This is a genomic window from Dyella japonica A8 (assembly GCF_000725385.1).
GTDB lineage: Bacteria > Pseudomonadota > Gammaproteobacteria > Xanthomonadales > Rhodanobacteraceae > Dyella > Dyella japonica_C.
In genome coordinates this window covers 2,508,578-2,529,347 of record NZ_CP008884.1, presented here as the reverse complement: position 1 = coordinate 2,529,347, position 20,770 = coordinate 2,508,578, and the positions used below count along the sequence as shown (strand labels likewise).

Sequence of the window (20,770 nt, the reverse complement as noted above, 5' to 3'; positions counted from 1 at the left end):
ACCCGAGCAATGCCCTTGCAGCACAACACGTTTTGAGTGGCACCGGATCAGCCGCTCGACTGGCCACAATCCCGTGGCAAACCGCCTGACCACAAGTTTCGGTCGCGGCGATCAATCCAGGTGGAACGGCCTGCCCGCCCGTCCACCGCAACGGCGCGTGAAGTCAGCAGCATCGACCTCGCGCGTACAGCACGTTGGAGGCAGACAATGAAACTTTCGATGCTGTTGTGGCTAGCGTCCGTGCTGCCCCAGCCCCTCGCGGACCAGACCTGCCTGGCCACGACGGTTTATCTCGAGGCACGCAGTGAGTCCACCATCGGCCAATACGCCGTGGCGGAAGTTGCCATGCGTCGCCGCGATCGCGGCACCTGGGGCGACAGCGTTTGTGAGGTCGTGACCTCCCCGCGTCAGTTTGCACTGACGACAACCGCGAGCAATTTCGAAGTGACCGACCTCAACTCCTGGACCAAGGCGTGGAAGATTGCTGGCGACTCGATCAGCAACTGGAGCCTGCCGCAGGGAGAGCGCACGGTATACGTACCGCGCGCGGATGCATTCGCCACGCTCGCCGTGACGCCAACCTGGTCGACCAAGCGGGTCAAGACCATCGGTGAACATGCGTTCTACGTGGTCAACAACTAACCCACACCAATCATCCCCGGAAATAAAAAAGGCCCTCTCGCGAGGGCCTTTTCATTTGGACGTCCAAACGTCTATTTGTCAGAGACGATAGACGAGGTTGTTGCGAATCTGCACGTAGTCGCCCGGGCGAACCTGCGGATCAGCCGCCTGCGTCACCGTTGCGTAGCGGCCATCGTCCAGCTTGATCGTCACCTGGTACGCAATGTCCGGGCCACCGGAGTTCTTGCCGACCTGGTTGCCGATCGCACCACCAGCCACTGCGCCGGCAACCGTCGTGAGCGCCTTGCCGCTGCCGCCACCGAACTGGTTGCCGATCACGCCACCGGCGATGCCGCCAATGACCATGCCGAGCGGCGAGGCTTCCTTCTGCGTCTGGATCTGGCGCACATCACTGACCACGCCACACTGCTCGCAACGATTGGATGCACCGCTGTAAACCACTTGCCGTTGCGGTGGCGTCTCACATCCTGAAAGAAGCGCTACAGCGGAAAACAGTCCAACGACAGCCAAACGTCTAAGCAGTGTATCCATGGCGTGAATCCTCAGTGAGCGTCAGAAACGGCTACCACTCCTTCCTGTACCTGCAGCCTGTCGCCCGGATCGTGATCCATGCGCACCGTGCGGGTCACACCGTTGTACTCGTATGTCACGTCGTACGCCACCACCTTGTCGCCACCGTTGCCCTGCACCGTTTCGCAGTGACGCTGGGTGCTCTGCTGCGTGGCGTTTGCCTGATGGTTCTTCTGGATCTCGTGGCCCGCATAGCCACCGCCAACGGCGCCGGCAACCGTCGCCAGCGTACGACCCTTGCCGCCGCCGATCTGGTTACCCAGCAGGCCGCCGGCCACGGCACCAATGGCCGTGCCTGCGATCTGGTGCGTGTCCTGCACCGGCTTGTGCGTGGTCACGACCTCGTCATGACACACCTGCTGCGGTGCGGTCGCGGCATCGCGGACAGGGGTCACGCTCACGACGCGCGCGTACTTGGCTCCGTTGGAAGCCCCCTGCTGCGCCATGGCGCCTACGCCACCGTCGGCATTGGCGTCCTTGTTGCACGCCGAAAGACCAAATACCAATACGCCGGCGAAACCGATATGCAGCGCCGAAACGACCAACCTGTTCATAATGCTCTCCTGTCTGGACCTGCGGAGCGCCCCCGCTCCGTGCTTGAGTTCGATCCCAGCACAAATATTGAACCTCTGTATCACTGAATATTCGCTTAGATCGAAGCCAGCCATTTTTTCAAATTCAGGACGCCTAATACTGTGCTCGAACTCACCGACAGCCACGCGCACCTCGATGATGCGAGCTTCGCGCCCGACCGGCCGGCCATGTTCGAGCGCGCCAGGGAGGCTGGCGTCCGGCATATCGTGGTGCCCGCCATCGACCGGGCTTCCTGGCCGCGGATCACCGCACTCTGCGACGCGCATGCCGACGCCCACCCGGCCTACGGCATGCACCCGATCTACATCGACCAGCACCGGTCCGAGCACCTCGATGAGCTCAGGACGTGGCTGGAGACCCACCGCACCGTCGCCGTCGGCGAGATCGGCCTGGACTATTTCCTGCCCGAGCTCGATGTCGAACGTCAGCGGGAATACTTCCAGAAGCAGCTGCACATCGCCCGCGATTTCGACCTTCCCGTGATCGTGCACGCGCGGCGCGCCATGGATGAAGTCACCTCCACCATGCGCCGCATCGGCGGCCTGCGCGGCGTGGTGCACAGCTTCTCCGGCAGCCTGCAGCAGGCCGAGCAGTTATGGAGCATGGGTTTCCACCTGGGCATTGGTGGCCCGGTGACGTATGAGCGCGCCCAACGTCTCCGCCACATCGTCGCGACCATGCCCATCGAACGATTGCTACTGGAGACAGACGCACCGGACCAGCCGGGCGCCTGCCATCGCGGCGAACGCAATGAACCGGCCTTTATCGTCGAAGTGCTGCAGACCATCTCGCAGCTGCGTGGCGAAAGCCCCGAGTCCATCGCACAGGCCACCACCCACAACGCCAGGCAATTGTTCCAGCTTCCCTAAGGTTGCGGCCCGAACACGGCCGGCGCTAGACTAAATACTTCACTGGCGAAATATCCTTTGGTGAAATGAAGCGGATGCCCGAGTGCCTCGCCCACATGGACGAGGGAATTGGCCGTGTGGGAGAGATCTTCCCTGACCTTCCCGTCCAGGAAGTCGTGCTCACGCGCCTGCTGCTGCTGGTGGGGGGAACCCTGCTCGGTGAGCTGGAGCGCAATCTCAAGCCTCATGGCCTGAACGACAGCGATTTCCGCACGCTGATGATGATCTACAGCAGCCCCTCCGGCAGCGCGACGCCCAGCGAGCTGTGCGAATACGCGCAGCAAAGCGCCACCAACATGACGCGCATTGCGAACGTACTGGTGAAGGCAGGCCTGATCACGCGCGCCACCAGCGCCGAAGATCGCCGCCGCATCGTGCTGAGCATCACGCCTGCGGGAAAGCGGCTGGTACGCAAGATCCTCCCGCCACTGTTTCCCAACGTTCACCGTGCCTTCGCCACGCTCAGCGCGACCGACAAGCGCGCGCTCGACCGACTGCTTCGCCAGATCGCCGTCAACATCGACTCGCTCACCCAGCCGGACGCCCGTCCATGACCTCACTCCGCTCTTTCCGCCACGGACCCGGCCGTCGCGCGCTGCTTGCCTGCGCCGTCGCCATCGCCGTGGCGGGCTGCTCCATTCCGGCCAAGCTGAACCGGCCACCCATCCGCGATGACGTGCCTCTCGCCGGCCTCGACACGGGCCAACGCGCCGGCTGGCCCGACACGGCGTGGTGGAAGTCATACAACGATCCGCAGCTCAACGAACTCGTCGAACTGGCGATGCAAGGCTCGCCTGACCTGCAGCAGGCGCGCTCACGCGTGGATTCCGCGCAGCAGTCCATTCGCGCGGCCACCGCGCAGGCCGGACTCAGCGTCAGCGGCAGCGCACAGGTCGAGCGCCAGCGCCTGAGCGAAACCGGCCTGATTCCGCCGAAATTCCTCGGTTTCACCTGGTACAACCAGGGTGACCTTGGCGTGCAGGCGCAGTACGACTTCGACTTCTGGGGCAAGAAGCGCAACACCATCGAAGGCGCCGTGGACCAGGCGCACGCCGCCGAGGCACAGAGCAGTGCCGCGGCCCTCGCCATCCAGACCAACGTCGCCGACACCTACTTCGGCTGGCTCGCCGACCAGTCGCGCATCACCCTCGCCAGACAGGCCGTGCAGACGGCCGAGCAGTTGGAGCAGATCGCGGCGTTGCGCGTGAAGCAAGGCGTCGACCGCCCGGACACGCTCCTGTCGGCCAGGGCACAGACGGCGTCCGCACGCCAGACGCTGGTGGCCATCGAAAGCTCCGCCCGCATTCGCCAGGCCGCGCTCGCCAGCCTGTGCGGCGTATCCCCCGCCCAGCTGCCGACGCTGCAGCCGCGCCCGCTGCCCGCTGTCACCACCGGCCTGCCCGACAACGTGGGCGTGGACCTGATCGCCCGTCGCCCCGACATTGCCGCCAGCCTGTGGCAGGTCGAAGCCGCACTGCGTCAAACCGACGTGGCGCGCGCGCAGTTCTATCCGGATATCAGCATCAGCGCGATGGCCGGCCTGTCGAGCATCGATCTCGACAAGATGTTCAACGCCGGCAGCCGCGTGTTCAGCCTGGCGCCTGCACTTCACCTGCCGATTTTCACCGGCGGGCTGCTGGAAGCGAACTACGGCGTCAGCAAGGCGCAGCTCGATGCCGCCGTGGCGCAGTACAACAGCACGGTGCTCAGCGCGGCCCGTGACGTCGCCACGCAAAGCCTCACCGCCGACCAGATCGAAGGCCGCCGCAAGGAACAGGCCCGCGAGATCGCCGCCAATCAGCAATTGCTCGCCACCGCGCAATCGCGCGTGCAACGCGGCGTGACCGATCGCCGCGAAACACTGGGCGCACAGGTGCAGTTGCTGCAGCAGCAGGACAACGACGTGAGCCTGCAGGCGCAGGCCCTGTCCACCGATATCTCGCTGATCAAGGCCCTGGGTGGCGGCTACCGCGCCAGCCTGCCGGCGCAGGCTTCCAGCGACCGCCCCTCTTCCCCTTTGAACCTTTCCGGAGACGCCCCGAATGAGCGCCACTGAATCCGCCGTCAACAAGAACGGCAATGACAGCGGCATGGCCGCCAAGGATCCGGCCAAGCGCCGTCGTGCGCTGCTGATCGTTACCCTTGTGTTCCTTGCCGCCGTGGCGGCATGGGTACTGCTGTGGCTGTTCGTGTTCTCCACCCGCGAAACCACCGACAACGCCTACGTGGGCGGCAACCAGGTGGCGATCTCCGCCCAGGTGCCGGGCACCGTGGTGGCCATCCTCGCCGACGACACGCAGCGCGTGGAAGCCGGCCAGATCCTGGTGAAGTTCGACAACACCGATGCCGACGTCCGCCTGCAGCAGGCCAGCAGCACGCTCGGCCAGGCCGTGCGCCAGGTACGCCAGCAGACCGATTCGGCCACCAGCGCAGACGCCCAGGTGGCCAAGGCCAAGGTGGACCTGAAGAAGGCCCAGGCCGATCTTGCCCGTCGCGCCCCGCTGATCGCCGCCCAGGCGGAAGCACCGGAAACCGTGCAGCACCTGCGCGACACCGTCGACCAGGCACAGGCCTCGCTTGATTCGGCGCAGGCCCAGGCGTATGCCGCGCATGCCGCCATCGAAGGCACCGTCATCGCGAACAACCCGTCGGTGGTGCAGGCCCGCGCGAATTTCCGCGCCGCCTGGATCGCCGCGCAGCGCAACAACATCTACGCGCCGGTGACGGGCTATGTCGCCCAGCGCAGCGTGCAGGTGGGCAACAGTGTGCAGCCGGGCCAGCAGCTGATGACGGTAGTGCCGCTGCACAACCTGTGGGTCGATGCCAACTTCAAGGAAAACCAGCTGCGCAAGATCCGCGTGGGCCAGCCGGCCAAGATCGAAGCCGACGTCTACGGCGGCAGCGTCGAATTCCACGGTAAGGTGATCGGCCTGGGCGCCGGCACGGGCAGCGTGTTCTCGCTGCTTCCGGCGCAGAACGCCACGGGCAACTGGATCAAGGTGGTGCAGCGCGTGCCGGTGCGTATCGCGCTGGACGACAAGGAGCTCGACGATCATCCGCTGCGCGTGGGCCTGTCCACCGACGTCACCGTCGACATCACCAACGACAAGGGCCCGATGAACGCCGCTCCCGGCAACGGCCAGCCCGTGGCGCAGACCACGGTGTACGACCAGATGGCCAGCAAGGCCGACGAAGAGGCCGAGAAGATCATCAGGGCCAACCTCAGCCCGCGCGACGCAAACTGACGAGACGACGGGCGCGCCGCCATGGCTGACCATTCCAACGAAGAAAAGACCTCCGAAGGCTTGCCGCCTTTGCACGGCACCGCGCTGGTCCTGTTGACCATCGCGGTCGCGTTCAGCACCTTCATGGAGGTGCTGGACATGACCATCGTCAACGTGGCCGTGCCGCATATCGCGGGCAGCCTTGGCGTCAGCGCCAACGAAGGCACCTGGACGATCAGTTCGTACTCGCTGGCCAGCGCGATCATGCAGCCGCTCACTGGCTGGATCGCGCGACGCTTCGGCGAGGTGAAGACCTTCGTCGTCTCGGTCGCCCTGTTCGTCGTCTTCTCGATGATGTGCGGCCTGGCCACCTCGATGCCGATGCTGGTGTTCGCCCGCCTGATGCAGGGCGCCGGTTCCGGCCCGATGGTGGCGCTGTCGCTCACCCTGCTGCTGGCGAGCTACCCGAAAGCCAAGCAGGGCATCGCGCTGGCGCTGTGGGCCATGACGGTGGTGGTGGCGCCGATCTTCGGCCCCATCCTGGGCGGCTGGCTGACGGACAACTTCTCCTGGCCGTGGATCTTCTACATCAACCTGCCGGTGGGCGTGCTCGCGGGTGTGATCACCTGGACCCTGCTGCACAAGCGCGAGACCAAGACGTTCCAGTCGCCCATCGACGTGGTGGGCCTGGTATTGCTGGTCGCTGGCGTGGGCTGCCTGCAGTTCATGCTGGACAACGGCAACGACCATGACTGGTTCGCCTCGCCGCTGATCGCCACGCTGGGCATCATAGCGCTGGTCTGCCTGACCTTCCTGGTGGTGTGGGAACTGCACGCCAAACACCCGGTGGTGGACCTGAGCCTGTTCAAGCAGCGCAACTTCACGGCCGGTGTCATCGCACTGTCGTTGGGCATGTTCGCCTTCTTCGGCATCAACGTGGTGTTCCCACTGTGGCTGCAGACCACGCTGGGCTACACGGCGACATGGGCGGGCCTGGCCACGGCGCCGGTGGGCATCCTCGCCTTCCTGCTGTCGCCGGTGATCGGCCGCAACATGCAGAAGCTGGAACTGCGCGCGGTGGTGACGTTCGCCTTCGTGGTGTTCGCAAGCACGTCGTACTGGTTCTCCACCTTCGACAGCGGCGCGTCGTTCTCCACGCTGGTGCTGCCGCGCTTCGTGATGGGCGTGGCCATCCCCTGCTTCTTCATCCCGCTCAACCAGATCTACCTGTCGGGACTCCCTGCCAGCGAGATCGCCAGCGCCAGTGGCCTGGCCAACTTCTTCCGCACGCTGGGCTCCAGCGTATCCACTGCGGTCACGGTGACGCTGTGGCAGCACCGCGGCATCCTGCATCACGCCACGCTGACCGAGAACGTGACCAACGCCAGCCAGCCCGCCACGCAGGTCGTGGGACAGCTGACGCACGGTGGCCTGGGACAGACCCAGGCGCTGGGGGTGGTGGACCAGTTGGTGAACAAGGAAGCCCTCACCCTGGCAGTGAATGACATCTTCCTGCTGTGCGCCGTCCTGTTCATCGTGCTGATCCCGGTGATCTGGCTGGCCAAGCCACCGTTCGGCTCGGCGGGCGGACCGGCACACTGAGTGAGAGTGCCGGATTACTCTCAATCCGGCACAAACCGGCAAAAACAGGCATGTAGTTGATCTAACAGGAATTGCTGCAACTGACCAGTGCAGCAATGAATACCAGTTGGGCGACTGGTGCGCCGCAATACCTTCTGCTAGTTTGTGTGCATGGCACAAACGATCCGCATCATCAAGAAGTATCCGAACCGTCGGCTCTACGACACGGAAATCTCCAGCTACATCACGCTGGAAGAGGTCCGTCAGTTGGTGTTGGACGGCGAAACCTTCGAAGTCCGCGACGCCAAGAGCGGTGAGGATCTCACCCGCTCGGTGCTGCTGCAGATCATCTCTGAGCACGAGGAAAAGGGGCAGCCGATGCTGTCGCCCCAGCTGCTCAGCCAGATCATCCGTTTCTACGGTGATTCGCTGCAGGGCTTCATGGGCCCGTACCTCGAGCGCAGCCTGCAGGTCTTCCTGGACCAGCAGCAGCAGTTCCGCACGCAGCTCAACAGCCTGCTCGGCCAGACGCCCTGGTCCATGCTCAACGACCTGACCGAGCGCAACATGGAAGCCTGGCGCAACATGCAGCGCGGCCTGCTCGACACGGCCACGCAGACCCAGACCCCGCCGCGCGGCACGACCAAGAAGCCGGGCTGATCCAGTCCGGCTCGCGCCCGCGAGCCACCCTCTTCCGTCTGATCGGCCGCTGCAGCACAACACGTGCTGCCCTGCGGCATGTGCACGAGTCTTTCACATGAGCACGAACTCCCGCACTGCGCGCGTTGCCCTGGTCACGGGCGGCATCGGCGGCCTTGGCACCGAGATCTGTCGCCAGCTGGCACAAGCGGGGCGCCAAGTGATCGCCGTGGACCTTGCCGGCCGCGAGGAGCGTCTCCGCTCCTTCCAGCAGGAAACGGCCGACCTCAACGGTGCGGTGCGATTCGAGCACGCCGACGTCAGCCAGTTTGACAGCTGCGCTGAGCTGATCGGCCGCATCGAACAGGAGCACGGCGGCGTGGACATCCTGGTCAACGCCGCCGGCATCACCCGCGACACCAGCCTGCGCAAAATGACGCCGCAGCAGTGGCACGAACTGATGCGCGTGAACCTGGACGGCGTGTTCAACATGTGCCGCAACGTGGTGGAAGGCATGAGCACGCGCGGCTTCGGCCGCATCGTCAACCTGAGTTCGGTCAACGGCCAGACCGGCCAGTTCGGTCAGACCAACTACTCCGCCGCCAAGGCCGGCGTGCACGGCTTCGGCATGGCGCTGGCCCGCGAAACGGCGCGCAAGGGCATCACGGTGAATACGGTGTCGCCGGGTTATTGCGATACCCCGTTGGTGGCCGCCGTGCCGCAGGACATCCGCGAGCAGATCATCGCCGACATCCCGGTCGGCCGCCTGGGTTCGCCGGGAGACATTGCCCGCGCCGTAGCCTTCCTCACCGCCGACGACGCCGGCTACATCACGGGTGCCAACCTGCCGGTCAACGGTGGGTATTTCATGAGCTTCTGAGCGAAGCACAAGCGCCGCATCACTCCGCCAGGTTCGACCAAGCGATCCCGTCATCCCCGCGAAAGCGGGGATCCAGAGACTTTCGCATCTACCCAGAAAGACACTGGATTCCCGCTTTCGCGGGAATGACGATTCTAGACATTCCTCCGCAACGTCAGCCCAGCAGGCACAGTGCGCGCCATGCCGCACTGCGCATCGCCCCACCCGCCCCTGACCCGCTACTCTTGGCGCTTTCCGTGGTTGCCACCTACCCAGCGGGACTTCATGGCGAAGCACATCACTCTTATCGGCGGCGGCCTGGTCGGCGCCTTGCTGGCGCAGCAACTGGCGGGCCGCGGCTTCGCCGTCGACGTCTTCGAAAAACGCCCTGATCCGCGCATCGCCGGCTTTACCGGTGGACGCTCCATCAACCTCGCCCTCGCCGAGCGCGGCCTGCAGGCACTGCGCGAAGCCGGCCTTGCCGATGACGTGCTGCAGCGCGCCGTGATGATGCGCGGCCGCATGGTGCATACGCGCGATGGCCGGTCCGGCTTGCAGCGTTATGGCGTGGACGACAGCGAAGTGATCTGGTCCGTCTCACGCGGCGCGCTCAACATGCTGTTGCTGGACGCCGCCGAAGCGGCTGGCGTGAACTTCCACTTTGGACAGTCGCTGGCCAGCGCGGATTTCGACCAGCGACGCATGCGCCTGGTCGATGAGCTGGGCGTGTCGCGCGAGCTCGATGCACCGGTGGTCATCGGCGCCGATGGCGCGGGCTCCGCCCTGCGCGCCGCCATGAACGCCTACGCTCCGCTGGGCGAACGCGTGGAGTCGCTGGGCCACGGCTACAAGGAACTGGAGATTCCGCCGGCGGGCGGTTTGTCCGCCGACTTGGTGGGGCGCAGCGGCGGCCACGACCAGTTCGCGCTCGAACCACACGCCCTGCACATCTGGCCGCGCGGCGGCTACATGTGCATCGCCCTGCCGAACACCGAGGGCAGCTTCACCGTCACCCTGTTCCTGCCGGCGCACGGGCCACATCCGAGCTTCGACACGCTGGGCAGCGCAGGCACCGCACGGGCCTTCTTCGAGGAAGACTTCCCCGACCTGCTGCCGCTGATTCCGGATTTCGCCAGCGATTACGACGGCCATCCGGTCGGCACGCTCTCCACGCTCTATCTCGACCGCTGGCACCTGGACGGGCGCGCGCTGCTGGTCGGGGACGCCGCGCATGCCATCGTGCCGTTCCACGGCCAGGGCATGAACTGCGGCTTCGAAGACACGGTGGTGCTCGCCTCGTTGCTGGCCCAGTCACCCGACGACACCGCCGGCGTGTTCGCCGAGTTCCAGCGCATCCGCCAGCCCAACAGCGATGCCATTGCCGCGATGGCGCTGGAAAACTACGTGGAAATGCGCGACTCGGTCGCCGACCCGCACTACCTCGCCAAGCGCGCGCTGGGCGCCCTGCTCGCCGAACGCGCGCCGGGGCATTTCATGGCCCGTTACCGCATGGTCACCTTTACCCACCTGCCCTACGCCTATGCCTACGAGCGTGGCCGTGCGCAGGACGTACTGCTGGACCAGCTGCTGCGTGGCTCCACCGACGCCGGCACGGTCGACCTGAGTGCCGCCGTCGACGCCCTGCGCGCCACGCTTCCGCCACTGCCCGACCTGCGGCATGGATGAGGCGCTGCTCGCCGCGTACCGGGCCACCGACTATCGGGTGCGCCTGGCGCGCGGCGGCTGGGCCACCATCCGGATCGACCAGCCCCTACCGCCGGCGCTCGGTGCCTTGGCGGAAGATCACCCCTGGGGATTCATCACGGCCTGGAATCCACGCTCCGAGCCCTCGCCCCGCCCGCGAAACCGAGCCGCCCTGCGGGATCTGCTCATCGCCTTGCGTGTCCTGCCGGAGACCGTCGCCATTCGCCCCGCACGCGGCGTCGGCAGTGACGGGCAGTGGAAGGAACCCAGCCTGTGGGTGGTCGGGCCCGATGTTTCCACCCTCGACCCGCTGGCCCGTCGTTTCAGACAGATCGGCTACGTCCACGGTCAAGGGGCCGCCCCCGCCCGGCTGCGTCTCGTGTCGTTGGCTTGAGGGGGTATTTCCGGATGCCGGAGCCCCCCTCGCCGACACCTGCGTCGCGCCCTTGCGCTGGCGTCACCCCGCCGCATGGACAAGGCCGCCGGGCATTGCGGACAATCGGGCGATGACTGCCTCCGCCGCCGTCGCTCAACCTCTGCTGGAGGCCCGGGCGCTCACCTTCTACCGCCAGGACGAACCCGTGTTCGGCCCGCTGGATTTCTGCCTGCGCGAAGGCGAAATCGCCCTGGTGGAAGGCGACAACGGCAGCGGCAAGACGACTTTGCTGCGCATCCTCGCCGGCCTGCTGCACATCGACGAAGGTTCGCTCGATTGGCGCGGTCAGCCGTGGCGACGCATCGAGCATCTGGGCGACACGCTCTTCCTCGGTCATCACCTTGGCCTGAAGAGCGATCTCAGTGCACGGGAAAACCTCGCCGTCGCTGCCGGCCTGTACGGTGCGCGCGACGGTCGCACGGTGGAAGGCGTGCTCGCCAACATCGGTCTCGCCGGCTACGAAGACGAACCCGTGCGGCGGCTCTCCGCCGGACAGAAGAAGCGCGCTGCCCTCGCGCGCCTGCTGTTGCTGCCCGCCACGCTGTGGCTGCTGGACGAACCCTACGCCAACCTCGACCGCACCGGCATCGAGCTGGTGAATCGCCTGCTTGCACAACATGCGGCGGAAGGTGGCGCCGCCCTGGTGACCAGCCATGGCGCCGTGAGCTTTCTCAACGGCGAACCGAAACGGATACGCATGCACGCATGAGTCACGCGCCGCTCGCCTCCGCCTGCGCCGCCGTGCTGCGCCGCGACCTCACCCTGGCCTGGCGTCGCCGCGGCGACATCGTCATGCCGGTGCTTTACGCGCTCATCGTCATCACGCTGTTCCCGTTCGCGCTGGGGCCCGAGGATGCCCTGCTCCAGCGCATCGCCGGCGGCGCCGTGCTGGTGACCATGCTGCTGGCCATGCTGCTGGCGCTGGACGCCATGTTCCGCAGCGACATCGAAGACGGTTCGCTCGAGCAGCTGATGCTGTCGCCACAGCCGCTGGCGTTGATGCTGGGCATGAAGATCCTCGCCCACTGGATCACTACAGCGCTGCCGCTCATCGTCATTGCGCCGCTGCTGGCCGGCATGCTGCACCTGCCGGCCGCCGTGATGCCCGTGTTGGTCTATGCGCTGCTGCTGTCTACGCCCCTGCTGAGCCTGATGGGCGCGGTACTGGTGGCGCTGACGGCCGGCACGCGACGCTCTGGTATGCTGCTGGCGCTGATGCTGCTGCCGCTTTGCGTACCCGTGGTGATCTTTGCCGCAGGCGCCGTCGCCGCGGCTCAACAGGGGCTGCCGTGGCTTGCGCCCATCGCCTGGCTGGGCGCGGCGCTGGTCATGGCGCTGGTGCTGGCCCCGCTGGCCTGCGCCGCCGCCCTCCGCATTGCCTTGGACGCATAGGAACCTGTTTATGCCTGTTCCATACCCCGCGTTGACGCTGAGCGCCCGCCAGATGGTCGCGCGTGGCGCAGCGCCTGACTGGTGGTCAGGTCAAGTCGCGCGCGGGCGGCTGGCGGGCGCTCAGCGTCAACCCTCCGGGCCGGGTCTGTTTGCACGCAGGCCTGCGTCATCACTCAGTCGTGTATCGACATACACGTCCTTCGTTCTTCCTTGTCCTGCGCGCAAACAGATCCCGGCGCGGGGCATGGAACAGGCATAAACAGGTTCACATGGCCAACTGGATCCCGCTCTGGGTTCACAAGCTCAGCTCTCCGCCGAACTTCTATCGTTTTGCCGGCATCGTGCGTCCATGGGCCCTGGCCCTTGCATTGATTTCCGGTGCCATCGCGCTTTATGGCGGTCTGGTATTAGCGCCCGCCGATTACCAGCAGGGTGACGCCTACCGCATCATCTTCATCCACGTGCCATGTGCGTGGATGGGCCTCTTCATCTATGGCCTGATGGCCGTCGCCTCCTTTATCTCGCTGGTGTGGCGCATCAAGCTGGCCGAAGTGGTGGCGATGGAATCGGCGCCCATCGGCGCGGCCTTCACCTTCATCACGCTGGTCACCGGCTCACTGTGGGGCAAGCCGATGTGGGGCACGTGGTGGACGTGGGATGCGCGCCTTACGTCCGAACTGGTGCTGCTGTTCCTGTACCTGGGCGTGATCGGCCTGTATCACTCCTTTGAAGATCGGCGCCAGGGCGCGCGCGCCGCGGCCTTCCTCGCCATCATCGGCATCATCAACGTGCCGATCGTGCATTTTTCGGTGAACTGGTGGAACACGCTGCACCAGGGCTCCACCGTGCGCATCCTCGGACCCTCGAAGATCAGCGGCGACATGCTGTGGCCGCTGCTCACCATGATGGCCGCCACCAAGTTCTATTACATCGCCAGCCTGTTCGGCCGCGTGCGCACCGACCTGCTGTCGATGGAAAGCGGCAAGGAGTGGGTGAAGCAGATAGCAGAGCGGGAGGGCAAGGCATGAGTGCCTTCGTCGCCATGGGCGGTTACGCCATGTACGTGTGGCCGGCGTACGCTGTGTTCTTCATCGTGCTGATCGCCGATTACCTCAACCCGTGGCTGCGCCGTCGCCGCAACCTGCGCGAGCTGCGCGGTCGCATGGCGCGACAGGCCGCACGCCAGCAACGCAACCCGACATCGCCCTGAGCGCACCTACGCATGAACCCTACTCGCAAGCGCAGGCTCACCATTGTCCTTCTTGTCGCCGCCGCGGCGGTGGTGGCGGTGGGCCTGATCGTGTTCGCCCTGCAGCAGAACATGAATTACCTGTTCACCCCGAGCCAGGTGCAGACTGGCCAGGCGAACAGCTACAAGACCTTCCGCCTGGGCGGCATGGTCAAGGCCGGTTCCATCCAGCGCAGCAACGACTCGCTGAAGGTCACCTTCACCGTGGTCGATGCCAGCGGTTCGATGCCGGTGGAATACACCGGCATCCTGCCGGACCTGTTTCGGGACAACCAGTCCGTGATCGCCACCGGCCACATGGACAACGCCCGCTTCATCGCCACCGAAGTGCTGGCCAAGCATGACGAAACCTACATGCCCAAGGAGCTGAAGGACGCCATGGCCAAGGCCCACGAAGGCAAGCATGTGAGCGAGGAAGCCGGACAGGACAAGCCGCAATGACGCCCGAACTCGGCCAACTCGCGCTGATCCTCGCCTTGCTGCTCGCCATGGCGCAGGGCGTTCTTCCGCTCCTGGGCGCATGGAAGGGCAACCGCGCGCTGATGGCCGTGGCGCGTCCGGCGGCGGCGGGACAAGCGGTGTTCGTGTCACTCGCCTTCGCGCTGCTGGTGTGGGCGTTCCTGTCGTTCGATTTCTCCGTGCAGTACGTCGCCGACAACTCCAACCTCGCACTGCCCTGGTACTACCGCATTGCCGCCGTGTGGGGCGCGCATGAGGGTTCGCTGCTGCTGTGGATCTTCATCCTCAACCTGTGGACGCTGGCGCTTGCCGCGTTGAGCCGGAACCTGCCCGAGGTATTCGTGGCGCGCGTGCTCGGCGTGCTCGGCCTGGTCGCGGTCGGCTTTCTTGCCTTCATCATCTTCACCTCCAACCCGTTCGCGCGCCTGTTGCCGATGCCGCCAGATGGCGGTGACCTCAACCCGGTGCTGCAGGATCCGGGCATGACCTTCCACCCGCCCGTGCTCTACATGGGCTACGTGGGCTTCTCGGTGGCGTTTGCCTTCTCCATCGCCGCGCTGCTCGGCGGCGAGCTGGAACAGGCGTGGGTGCGCTGGGCACGGCCGTGGACCAACGTGGCGTGGGGTTTCCTTTCCGCGGGTATCGTCGCGGGCAGTTGGTGGGCCTATGCCGAACTCGGCTGGGGCGGCTGGTGGTTCTGGGATCCGGTGGAGAACGCCAGCTTCATGCCGTGGCTGGTCGGTGCGGCACTGATCCATGCACAGGCAGTCACGGAAAAACGTGGCGGCCTGCGCGCATGGACCATCCTGCTGTCCATCTTCGCCTTCTCGCTGTCGCTGCTGGGTACCTTCCTGGTGCGTTCGGGCGTACTCACCTCGGTGCATGCCTTCGCGTCCGATCCACGCCGCGGCCTGTTTATCCTGTGCTTCCTCGCCATGGTGGTCGGCGGCTCGCTGCTGCTGTACGCCATGCGCGCGCCCAAGGTCGCTGGCGGCAAGCCCTTCAGCGTGGTGTCGCGTGAAACCGCCATCCTCATCGGCAACCTGATGCTCACGGTGGCTGCGGCCATGGTGCTGCTGGGCACGCTGTTTCCGCTGCTGGGCGATGCGCTGAACCTCGGCAAGATCTCGGTGGGCCCGCCCTACTTCGGCTTCCTGTTCACCCTGCTGATGGCGCCTGTGGTTCTGCTGCTGCCGTTCGGCCCCTACCTGCGCTGGGGCAAGAGCGATGTGCCGGTGCTGAAGAAGGTGATGTGGCGCGCCGGCCTTGCCGCCATCGCCTGCGCCATCCTCGCGGCGTTCGCCACCAGCGGCGAAACCAAGGCCGTCGTCGGCACGGCGGCGGCCGTGTGGTGCGGCTTCGGCACCCTGCTCTATGTGTTCAAGCGCTGGCGCGAGATGCCGGCGGGTCGTCGTTATCCCGCCGAAATGGCCGGCATGCTGCTCGCGCATTTCGGCGTGGGCGTGTTCCTCGCCGGCGTGATGCTCACCAATGCACTCAGCGTGGAACGCGACGTGCGCGTGGCGCCGGGCCAGACAGAAAGCATCGGCGGCTACGAATTCCGCTTCGATGGCGTGCAGCACACGCGTGGTCCCAACTGGCAGGGCGACCAGGGCACCGTCACCGTGATGCGCAACGGCAGCGAAGTGGCGGTGATGCATCCGCAGAAGCGTACCTATACACGTGGACAGGTGCAGACCGAATCGGCCATCAATCCGGGCTTGTTCCGCGACCTGTACGTGGCGCTGGGCGAGCCGATGGACCCGAAGCAGCCGGAGGGTGCGTGGGCGCTGCGTCTCTACGACAAGCCCTTCGTGCGCTGGATCTGGGCCGGTGGCCTGTTCATGATGCTGGGCGGCTTCTTCGCCGCGGCCGATCGCCGCTTCCGCACCCGGCGCGTCGCCGAAACGGAAGCCGTCCCGGCCACCGTGCTGCAGGAGTCGCGCGCATGAGCCGCATGATTCCCTTCTTCGGCTTTCTGCTGCTGGTCGCCCTGTTCGGCTTTGGCATCTGGTGGAACACCCAGCATGACCAGCGCGAAGTGCCCTCGCCGCTGATCAACAAGCCGGCACCGGCCTTCGTGCTGCCCAGACTGGATGATCCCTCGCAGACAGTCAGCCGCGACGCCCTGCTCGGCAAGCCCTACCTCATCAACGTGTTCGCCAGCTGGTGCATCGCCTGTGGCGAGGAACACCCGGTGCTGATGGCGCAAGGCAAGTCCATCGGCGTGCCGGTGATCGGCTACAACTACAAGGACGACGAAGGCGATGCCAAGGGCTGGCTGGCCAAGCACGGCGATCCCTACGACATGGTCATCGTGGACCGCGAAGGCCGCACCGCCATCGACTTCGGCGTGTACGGCGCGCCGGAAAGCTTCCTGGTCGATGGCAAAGGCATCATCCGCTACAAGCGCATCGGCCCGCTCACGCCCGAGGTGATCGAGAAGGAACTGAAGCCGGCCATCGCAGCCCTGGCGAAGGAGTCGCCATGAAGCGCGGCTCTTCTCTTCCCGTGGGAGCCCACCCCGTGGGCGACAAGCCGACGAAGCGGCGAGTATGGCGTCGCGCACAGGGTGTGCTCCCACACGTGGTGTTCGCGCTCCTGTTCCTGATCGCGGGCATCGCCTTTGCCCAGGCCATCGACCCGCTGCCCTTCAAGGACCATGCGCAGGAAGTGCGCTTCCAAAACCTCACGCGCGAGCTGCGTTGCCTGGTCTGCCAGAACGAAAACCTGGCCGATTCCAACGCCGATCTCGCCCGCGACCTGCGCCACGAGGTGTTCAACCTCATGCAGCAGGGCAAGAGCGACGACGAGATCAAGCAATACCTGGTCGACCGCTATTCCGATTTCGTGCTGTACGACCCGCCGATGAAAACCAGCACGCTGCTGCTGTGGTTCGGGCCGTTGGTGATCTTGCTGGCCGGTGCGGCCGTCGTCGTGGTCACGGTACGCCGGCGCGGTCGCGCCGCGCCTGCCGCCACGAACGACAGGCCGACCGATGAAGGGGACGACTGGTGAGGCTGGCTTTCTTTCTGATCGCTGCGGCGATGATCGTCGCGGCGCTGCTCCTGCTGTTGCTGCCACTCATGCGCCACGGGCGCCAGCAAGGCCGCCCGCGCAGCGTCTTCGCGCTGGCCATGCTGGTGGCCTTCTGCCTGCCGGTCGCCGCCATCGGGCTCTATCTTGCGGTGGGCACGCCTGTAACGCTCAACGGCGTGACCAAGGCGCCGGCCAGCATGAGCATCGACCAGGCGGTGGACGAACTGAAGACGCACCTCGCGCAACAGCCCGATGACCTGCAGGGCTGGATGCTGCTGGGCCAGACCTACAGCGTGATGCATCGCGCTGCCGATGCGAAGCAGGCCTATGAGCAGGCCATGCGCATTGATGCCGACAACAGCGTGGCCATGGTCGGCTGGGCCGAGGCCGATTCGCTGCTGCGCGACGACCACCGCATCGAAGGCCGCGCGCAGGAACTGCTCGAGCGCGCGGTGAAGATCGACCCGCAAAGCCAACGCGGCCTGTGGCTGCTCGGCATCAGCCAGTTCCAGCACGACCAGTACGCCCAGGCGGCGGCAACGTGGCGCCAGCTGCAACCGCAGCTCGATCCGGGCTCCAATGTCGCCAAGGCCGTGGCGGAACAGATCGCCCTCGCCGACTCGCGCGCCAACAGCAGCGGCAAGGCGGCGCCGGAAACGCCGGCGCCGAAGACCCCGCAGGCAGCCTTGCACGTGGAAGTGGCGCTGTCGCCGTCGCTCAAGGACAAGCTCGCGCCGGGTGACACCTTGTTCGTCTATGCCCGCGCCGAACAGGGCCCGCCGATGCCGCTGGCCGTCGCAAAAATGGATGCCACCGCCCTGCCCGCCACCGTCACGCTCAACGACGGGATGGGCATGACGCCGCAACTCAAACTATCCTCGGCGTCGCGCGTGTTCGTTGGCGCCCGCATCAGCAAGAGTGGCCAGGCCATTGCCCAGCCGGGCGACCTGGAAGGCAATGCCGGCGTGGTCGACGTGAACACGCAGACGCCCATCAAGATCAGCATCGACAAGGTTCACTAAGGGTCATGACACACGACGCGCGCCGCTACGCCGCCCTTCCCTCGCCCTTTGCGATGAAGCGTGGCGGTGAACTCCACGGCGCCCGCGTCGCCTACGAAACCTGGGGCACGCTGAGCGAAGCGCGCGACAACGCCGTGCTGCTGCTCACCGGCCTCTCGCCCAGCGCGCACGCCGCCTCCAACGCGGACGACGCTTCCGAAGGGTGGTGGGAGGCGATGATCGGCCCCGGCAAAGCCATCGACACGTCGCGCTGGTTCGTCATCTGCGTGAACTCGCTGGGCAGCGACAAGGGCTCCACCTGCGCTGCCTCGATCAACCCGGCTACCGGCGAACCCTATCGCCTCGATTTTCCCGAACTGTCGCTGGAAGATGTCGCCAACGCAGCGCAGGTCGTGGTGCAAGGCCTGGGCATCGAACAGCTCGCCTGCCTCATCGGCTGCTCCATGGGCGGCATGAGCGCGCTGGCCTACATGGTGTTGCACCCGGGCAGCGTGCGCGCGCACATCAGCGTGGACACCGCGCCGCAGGCGCAGCCCTTCGCCATTGCCATCCGCTCCCTGCAGCGCGAGGCCATCCGCCTCGATCCGCATTGGAACAAGGGCCGCTACAGCGACGGCAGCTACCCCAGCGATGGCATGAGCATCGCGCGCAAGCTCGGCGTGATTACCTACCGCTCCGCCATGGAATGGAACGGCCGCTTCGCGCGCATCCGCCTCGACCCCGAGCGGCGCGACGACAACCCGTTCGGGCTGGAATTTGAAGTGGAGTCCTACCTCGAAGGCCATGCACAACGCTTCGTGCATACGTTCGACCCCAACAGCTACCTCTACCTGTCGCGCGCCAGCGACTGGTTCGACATCGCCGAGTACGGCAACGGCAGCATCATGGAAGGCTTGAAGCGCATCCGCATCGAGAAGGCCATGGTGATCGGCGTAAGCACCGACATCCTGTTTCCGCTGGAGCAGCAGGAACAGATCGCCGAGGGCCTGCGCGCCGCCGGCGCCGCCGTGGATTTCGTGGCGCTCGATTCGCCCCAGGGCCATGACGCCTTCCTGGTCGACATTCCCAACTACAGCCGTGCCATCGGCGGCTTTCTCAGCCAATTATGAACGGCTGACAGCGCCCCCGCCCCGGCGCTGCTAAGATGGCCCGGCTGCACGAACTACCGAGAACACCATGCTCACCCTGGATTTCCCCGGCTCCCGCCAACTCATCGACGCCATCGACGCCGCTGTCTCGCAGGACAGCACGCGCGCCGTCACGGACAGCCTGCGCAACAGTCTGTGCAGTCTCATCCGCGGCCAGGAAGTGAAGCTTCCGGACTGCGTGTTCGAGACCGCTGAAGGCCGTTACGCCCGTCGCGAGCTTTACCGCAGCGAGGAACACGGCTACTGCGTGGTCGCCATGACCTGGGGCCCCGGCCAAGGCACCCCCATCCACGACCATTGCGGCATGTGGTGCGTGGAAGGCGTCTGGAGCGGCGCGCTGGAAGTGGTCCAGTACGAGCGCCTCGCCGACGAAAACGGCAACTACTGCTTCCAGCCCGTGGGCTCCATCCAGGCCGGCCCCGGCTCCGCCGGCAGCCTGATCCCGCCCCACGAGTACCACACCATCCGCAACCCCAGCGACGATGCCGTGGCCGTGAGCCTGCACATCTACTCCGGCGCCATGACCCACTGCGCCGTATTCCAGCCCCTGGGCCACAACCAGTACCAGCGCACCGACCGCCAGCTGGGGCTCGACCCGGTCCACTGAACCCGGCATAATGGCGCGCTTGCAATGCCGGTGTGGCGGAATGGTAGACGCGGCGGACTCAAAATCCGCTTCTGGCGACAGAGTGTAGGTTCGAGTCCTATCACCGGTACCACGATTCAAGGAAAAGGCCCGACGATGTCGGGCCTTTTCTTTTGCCTGTCGCGGGGGACATTGGTGGCGCGTCTAGAAGAGAAAGCAGCCGGCAAGATCGTGCCCGTCGATGGAAGCGCGACTGACCTTTGATCGACTACTCGGAAGCTTTCGACCTGAGGATGGGCAACGACGACACCTGGCTCACTTGCGGGAGTACTTTCTGGCCGGCTTGGGATTTTCCGGCGCCTGTCCCGAGTGCGTCGGCTGACGATCAAATTGGTTCGTCGAGTGAAATGCACTTTTCTCGTCGACGGTTCGCGTCTCCTCGGCACCAGAGTAGACGGAATGGATGTAAGCCGTCGAAAGCGGCTTGTCTGACTTTTCCATGGAAGCAGCCTGCAGAAGGGCGGTATGTCGAGCCTACTCCCTCGCAACGTCGCGAACGTTAAGGGCTTTGGGTGACAGGGCAAGACGGGGCCGTTCCGTATATCGGTTCTTCGTCTGCACAGAGACGATTCATGGGTCCCGCTGGCGCCTTCGCGATTCAAGAAGAAGGCCCGACGATATCGGGCCTTCTCCGTACTCTGATTCACATCCGGCAGCA

The 20,770-nt window shown here is 65.6% G+C and carries 24 protein-coding genes and 1 tRNA gene; 22 read left to right on the top strand and 3 right to left on the bottom strand.

Annotated elements, in window-relative coordinates:
* Positions 1-207 precede the first annotated feature (207 nt).
* On the top strand, positions 208-642 hold the full coding sequence (locus HY57_RS10505) for a cell wall hydrolase (protein WP_026034054.1): 435 nt from the start codon (positions 208-210) through the stop codon (positions 640-642).
* A gap of 78 nt (positions 643-720) precedes the next feature.
* On the opposite strand, the gene HY57_RS10500 is transcribed toward HY57_RS10505, so the two are convergent.
* Both HY57_RS10500 and HY57_RS10495 read right to left on the bottom strand, forming a co-directional pair.
* Positions 721-1,041: a glycine zipper 2TM domain-containing protein gene (locus tag HY57_RS10500; RefSeq protein WP_157786193.1), complete on the bottom strand. Its 321-nt coding sequence runs from the start codon at positions 1,039-1,041 to the stop codon at positions 721-723.
* Positions 1,042-1,184: 143 nt separating this feature from the next.
* The gene (locus HY57_RS10495) at positions 1,185-1,766 is read right to left on the bottom strand and encodes a glycine zipper 2TM domain-containing protein (RefSeq protein WP_019466015.1); all 582 of its coding nucleotides are present in this window, start codon (positions 1,764-1,766) and stop codon (positions 1,185-1,187) included.
* Between the two features lie 141 nt (positions 1,767-1,907).
* Here HY57_RS10495 and HY57_RS10490 point away from each other — a divergent pair, with 141 nt between their 5' ends.
* The 21 genes from HY57_RS10490 to HY57_RS10390 all read left to right on the top strand — a co-directional run bounded on the left by HY57_RS10490 (position 1,908) and on the right by HY57_RS10390 (position 20,185).
* A complete protein-coding gene (locus HY57_RS10490) occupies positions 1,908-2,675 on the top strand; it encodes a TatD family hydrolase (protein ID WP_019466014.1) in 768 nt (255 codons plus the stop codon).
* A 95-nt stretch (positions 2,676-2,770) separates the two neighbouring features.
* Positions 2,771-3,268, top strand: a complete 498-nt coding sequence (locus tag HY57_RS10485; RefSeq protein ID WP_019466013.1) for a MarR family winged helix-turn-helix transcriptional regulator — start codon at positions 2,771-2,773, stop codon at positions 3,266-3,268.
* Positions 3,265-4,770 carry an efflux transporter outer membrane subunit gene (locus tag HY57_RS10480; protein ID WP_019466012.1) on the top strand — a complete coding sequence of 502 codons (1,506 nt, stop codon included), beginning with the start codon at positions 3,265-3,267 and terminating at the stop codon, positions 4,768-4,770. Before HY57_RS10485 ends, HY57_RS10480 begins: the two co-directional genes overlap by 4 nt.
* On the top strand, positions 4,757-5,959 hold the full coding sequence (locus HY57_RS10475; RefSeq protein WP_019466011.1) for an efflux RND transporter periplasmic adaptor subunit: 1,203 nt from the start codon (positions 4,757-4,759) through the stop codon (positions 5,957-5,959). The genes HY57_RS10480 and HY57_RS10475 overlap by 14 nt, the downstream gene beginning before the upstream one ends.
* 21 nt (positions 5,960-5,980) lie before the next feature.
* On the top strand, positions 5,981-7,540 hold the full coding sequence (locus HY57_RS10470) for a DHA2 family efflux MFS transporter permease subunit (protein ID WP_019466010.1): 1,560 nt from the start codon (positions 5,981-5,983) through the stop codon (positions 7,538-7,540).
* A 150-nt stretch (positions 7,541-7,690) separates the two neighbouring features.
* A complete protein-coding gene (phaR, locus tag HY57_RS10465) occupies positions 7,691-8,179 on the top strand; it encodes a polyhydroxyalkanoate synthesis repressor PhaR (RefSeq protein WP_019466009.1) in 489 nt (162 codons plus the stop codon).
* 97 nt (positions 8,180-8,276) lie between these two features.
* Positions 8,277-9,038, top strand: a complete 762-nt coding sequence (gene phbB / locus HY57_RS10460; protein ID WP_019466008.1) for an acetoacetyl-CoA reductase — start codon at positions 8,277-8,279, stop codon at positions 9,036-9,038.
* Between the two features lie 264 nt (positions 9,039-9,302).
* Positions 9,303-10,703, top strand: coding sequence for an FAD-dependent oxidoreductase (locus HY57_RS10455; RefSeq protein ID WP_019466007.1), 1,401 nt, complete (start codon positions 9,303-9,305; stop codon positions 10,701-10,703).
* Positions 10,696-11,115 (top strand): DUF3293 domain-containing protein, encoded by a 420-nt coding sequence (locus tag HY57_RS10450; protein WP_019466006.1) that lies wholly within the window; start codon positions 10,696-10,698, stop codon positions 11,113-11,115. The genes HY57_RS10455 and HY57_RS10450 overlap by 8 nt, the downstream gene beginning before the upstream one ends.
* A 112-nt stretch (positions 11,116-11,227) precedes the next feature.
* Positions 11,228-11,866 (top strand): cytochrome c biogenesis heme-transporting ATPase CcmA, encoded by a 639-nt coding sequence (ccmA, locus tag HY57_RS10445; RefSeq protein WP_019466005.1) that lies wholly within the window; start codon positions 11,228-11,230, stop codon positions 11,864-11,866.
* A complete protein-coding gene (ccmB, locus tag HY57_RS10440; RefSeq protein WP_019466004.1) occupies positions 11,863-12,549 on the top strand; it encodes a heme exporter protein CcmB in 687 nt (228 codons plus the stop codon). Before ccmA ends, ccmB begins: the two co-directional genes overlap by 4 nt.
* Positions 12,550-12,818: 269 nt before the next feature.
* Positions 12,819-13,577 carry a heme ABC transporter permease gene (locus tag HY57_RS10435; protein ID WP_019466003.1) on the top strand — a complete coding sequence of 253 codons (759 nt, stop codon included), beginning with the start codon at positions 12,819-12,821 and terminating at the stop codon, positions 13,575-13,577.
* Complete coding sequence (gene ccmD / locus HY57_RS10430) at positions 13,574-13,759, top strand: heme exporter protein CcmD (protein WP_019466002.1); 186 nt, start codon at positions 13,574-13,576, stop codon at positions 13,757-13,759. The genes HY57_RS10435 and ccmD overlap by 4 nt, the downstream gene beginning before the upstream one ends.
* Before the next feature lie 12 nt (positions 13,760-13,771).
* On the top strand, positions 13,772-14,239 hold the full coding sequence (ccmE, locus tag HY57_RS10425; protein WP_019466001.1) for a cytochrome c maturation protein CcmE: 468 nt from the start codon (positions 13,772-13,774) through the stop codon (positions 14,237-14,239).
* Positions 14,236-16,209, top strand: a complete 1,974-nt coding sequence (locus tag HY57_RS10420) for a heme lyase CcmF/NrfE family subunit (protein WP_019466000.1) — start codon at positions 14,236-14,238, stop codon at positions 16,207-16,209. Before ccmE ends, HY57_RS10420 begins: the two co-directional genes overlap by 4 nt.
* Positions 16,206-16,748 (top strand): DsbE family thiol:disulfide interchange protein, encoded by a 543-nt coding sequence (locus tag HY57_RS10415; protein WP_019465999.1) that lies wholly within the window; start codon positions 16,206-16,208, stop codon positions 16,746-16,748. The genes HY57_RS10420 and HY57_RS10415 overlap by 4 nt, the downstream gene beginning before the upstream one ends.
* Before the next feature lie 95 nt (positions 16,749-16,843).
* On the top strand, positions 16,844-17,275 hold the full coding sequence (locus HY57_RS10410; RefSeq protein ID WP_019465998.1) for a cytochrome c-type biogenesis protein: 432 nt from the start codon (positions 16,844-16,846) through the stop codon (positions 17,273-17,275).
* Positions 17,272-18,318, top strand: a complete 1,047-nt coding sequence (locus HY57_RS10405) for a tetratricopeptide repeat protein (RefSeq protein WP_019465997.1) — start codon at positions 17,272-17,274, stop codon at positions 18,316-18,318. The genes HY57_RS10410 and HY57_RS10405 overlap by 4 nt, the downstream gene beginning before the upstream one ends.
* A gap of 5 nt (positions 18,319-18,323) precedes the next feature.
* Positions 18,324-19,427: a homoserine O-acetyltransferase MetX gene (gene metX, locus HY57_RS10400; RefSeq protein WP_019465996.1), complete on the top strand. Its 1,104-nt coding sequence runs from the start codon at positions 18,324-18,326 to the stop codon at positions 19,425-19,427.
* Between the two features lie 67 nt (positions 19,428-19,494).
* A complete protein-coding gene (locus HY57_RS10395) occupies positions 19,495-20,073 on the top strand; it encodes a cysteine dioxygenase family protein (RefSeq protein ID WP_019465995.1) in 579 nt (192 codons plus the stop codon).
* Between the two features lie 26 nt (positions 20,074-20,099).
* Positions 20,100-20,185 (top strand) — tRNA-Leu (locus tag HY57_RS10390).
* Positions 20,186-20,367: 182 nt separating this feature from the next.
* Here the strand turns inward: HY57_RS10390 and HY57_RS21570 are convergent.
* On the bottom strand, positions 20,368-20,553 hold the full coding sequence (locus tag HY57_RS21570) for a hypothetical protein (protein ID WP_144240809.1): 186 nt from the start codon (positions 20,551-20,553) through the stop codon (positions 20,368-20,370).
* Positions 20,554-20,770: the final 217 nt, after the last annotated feature.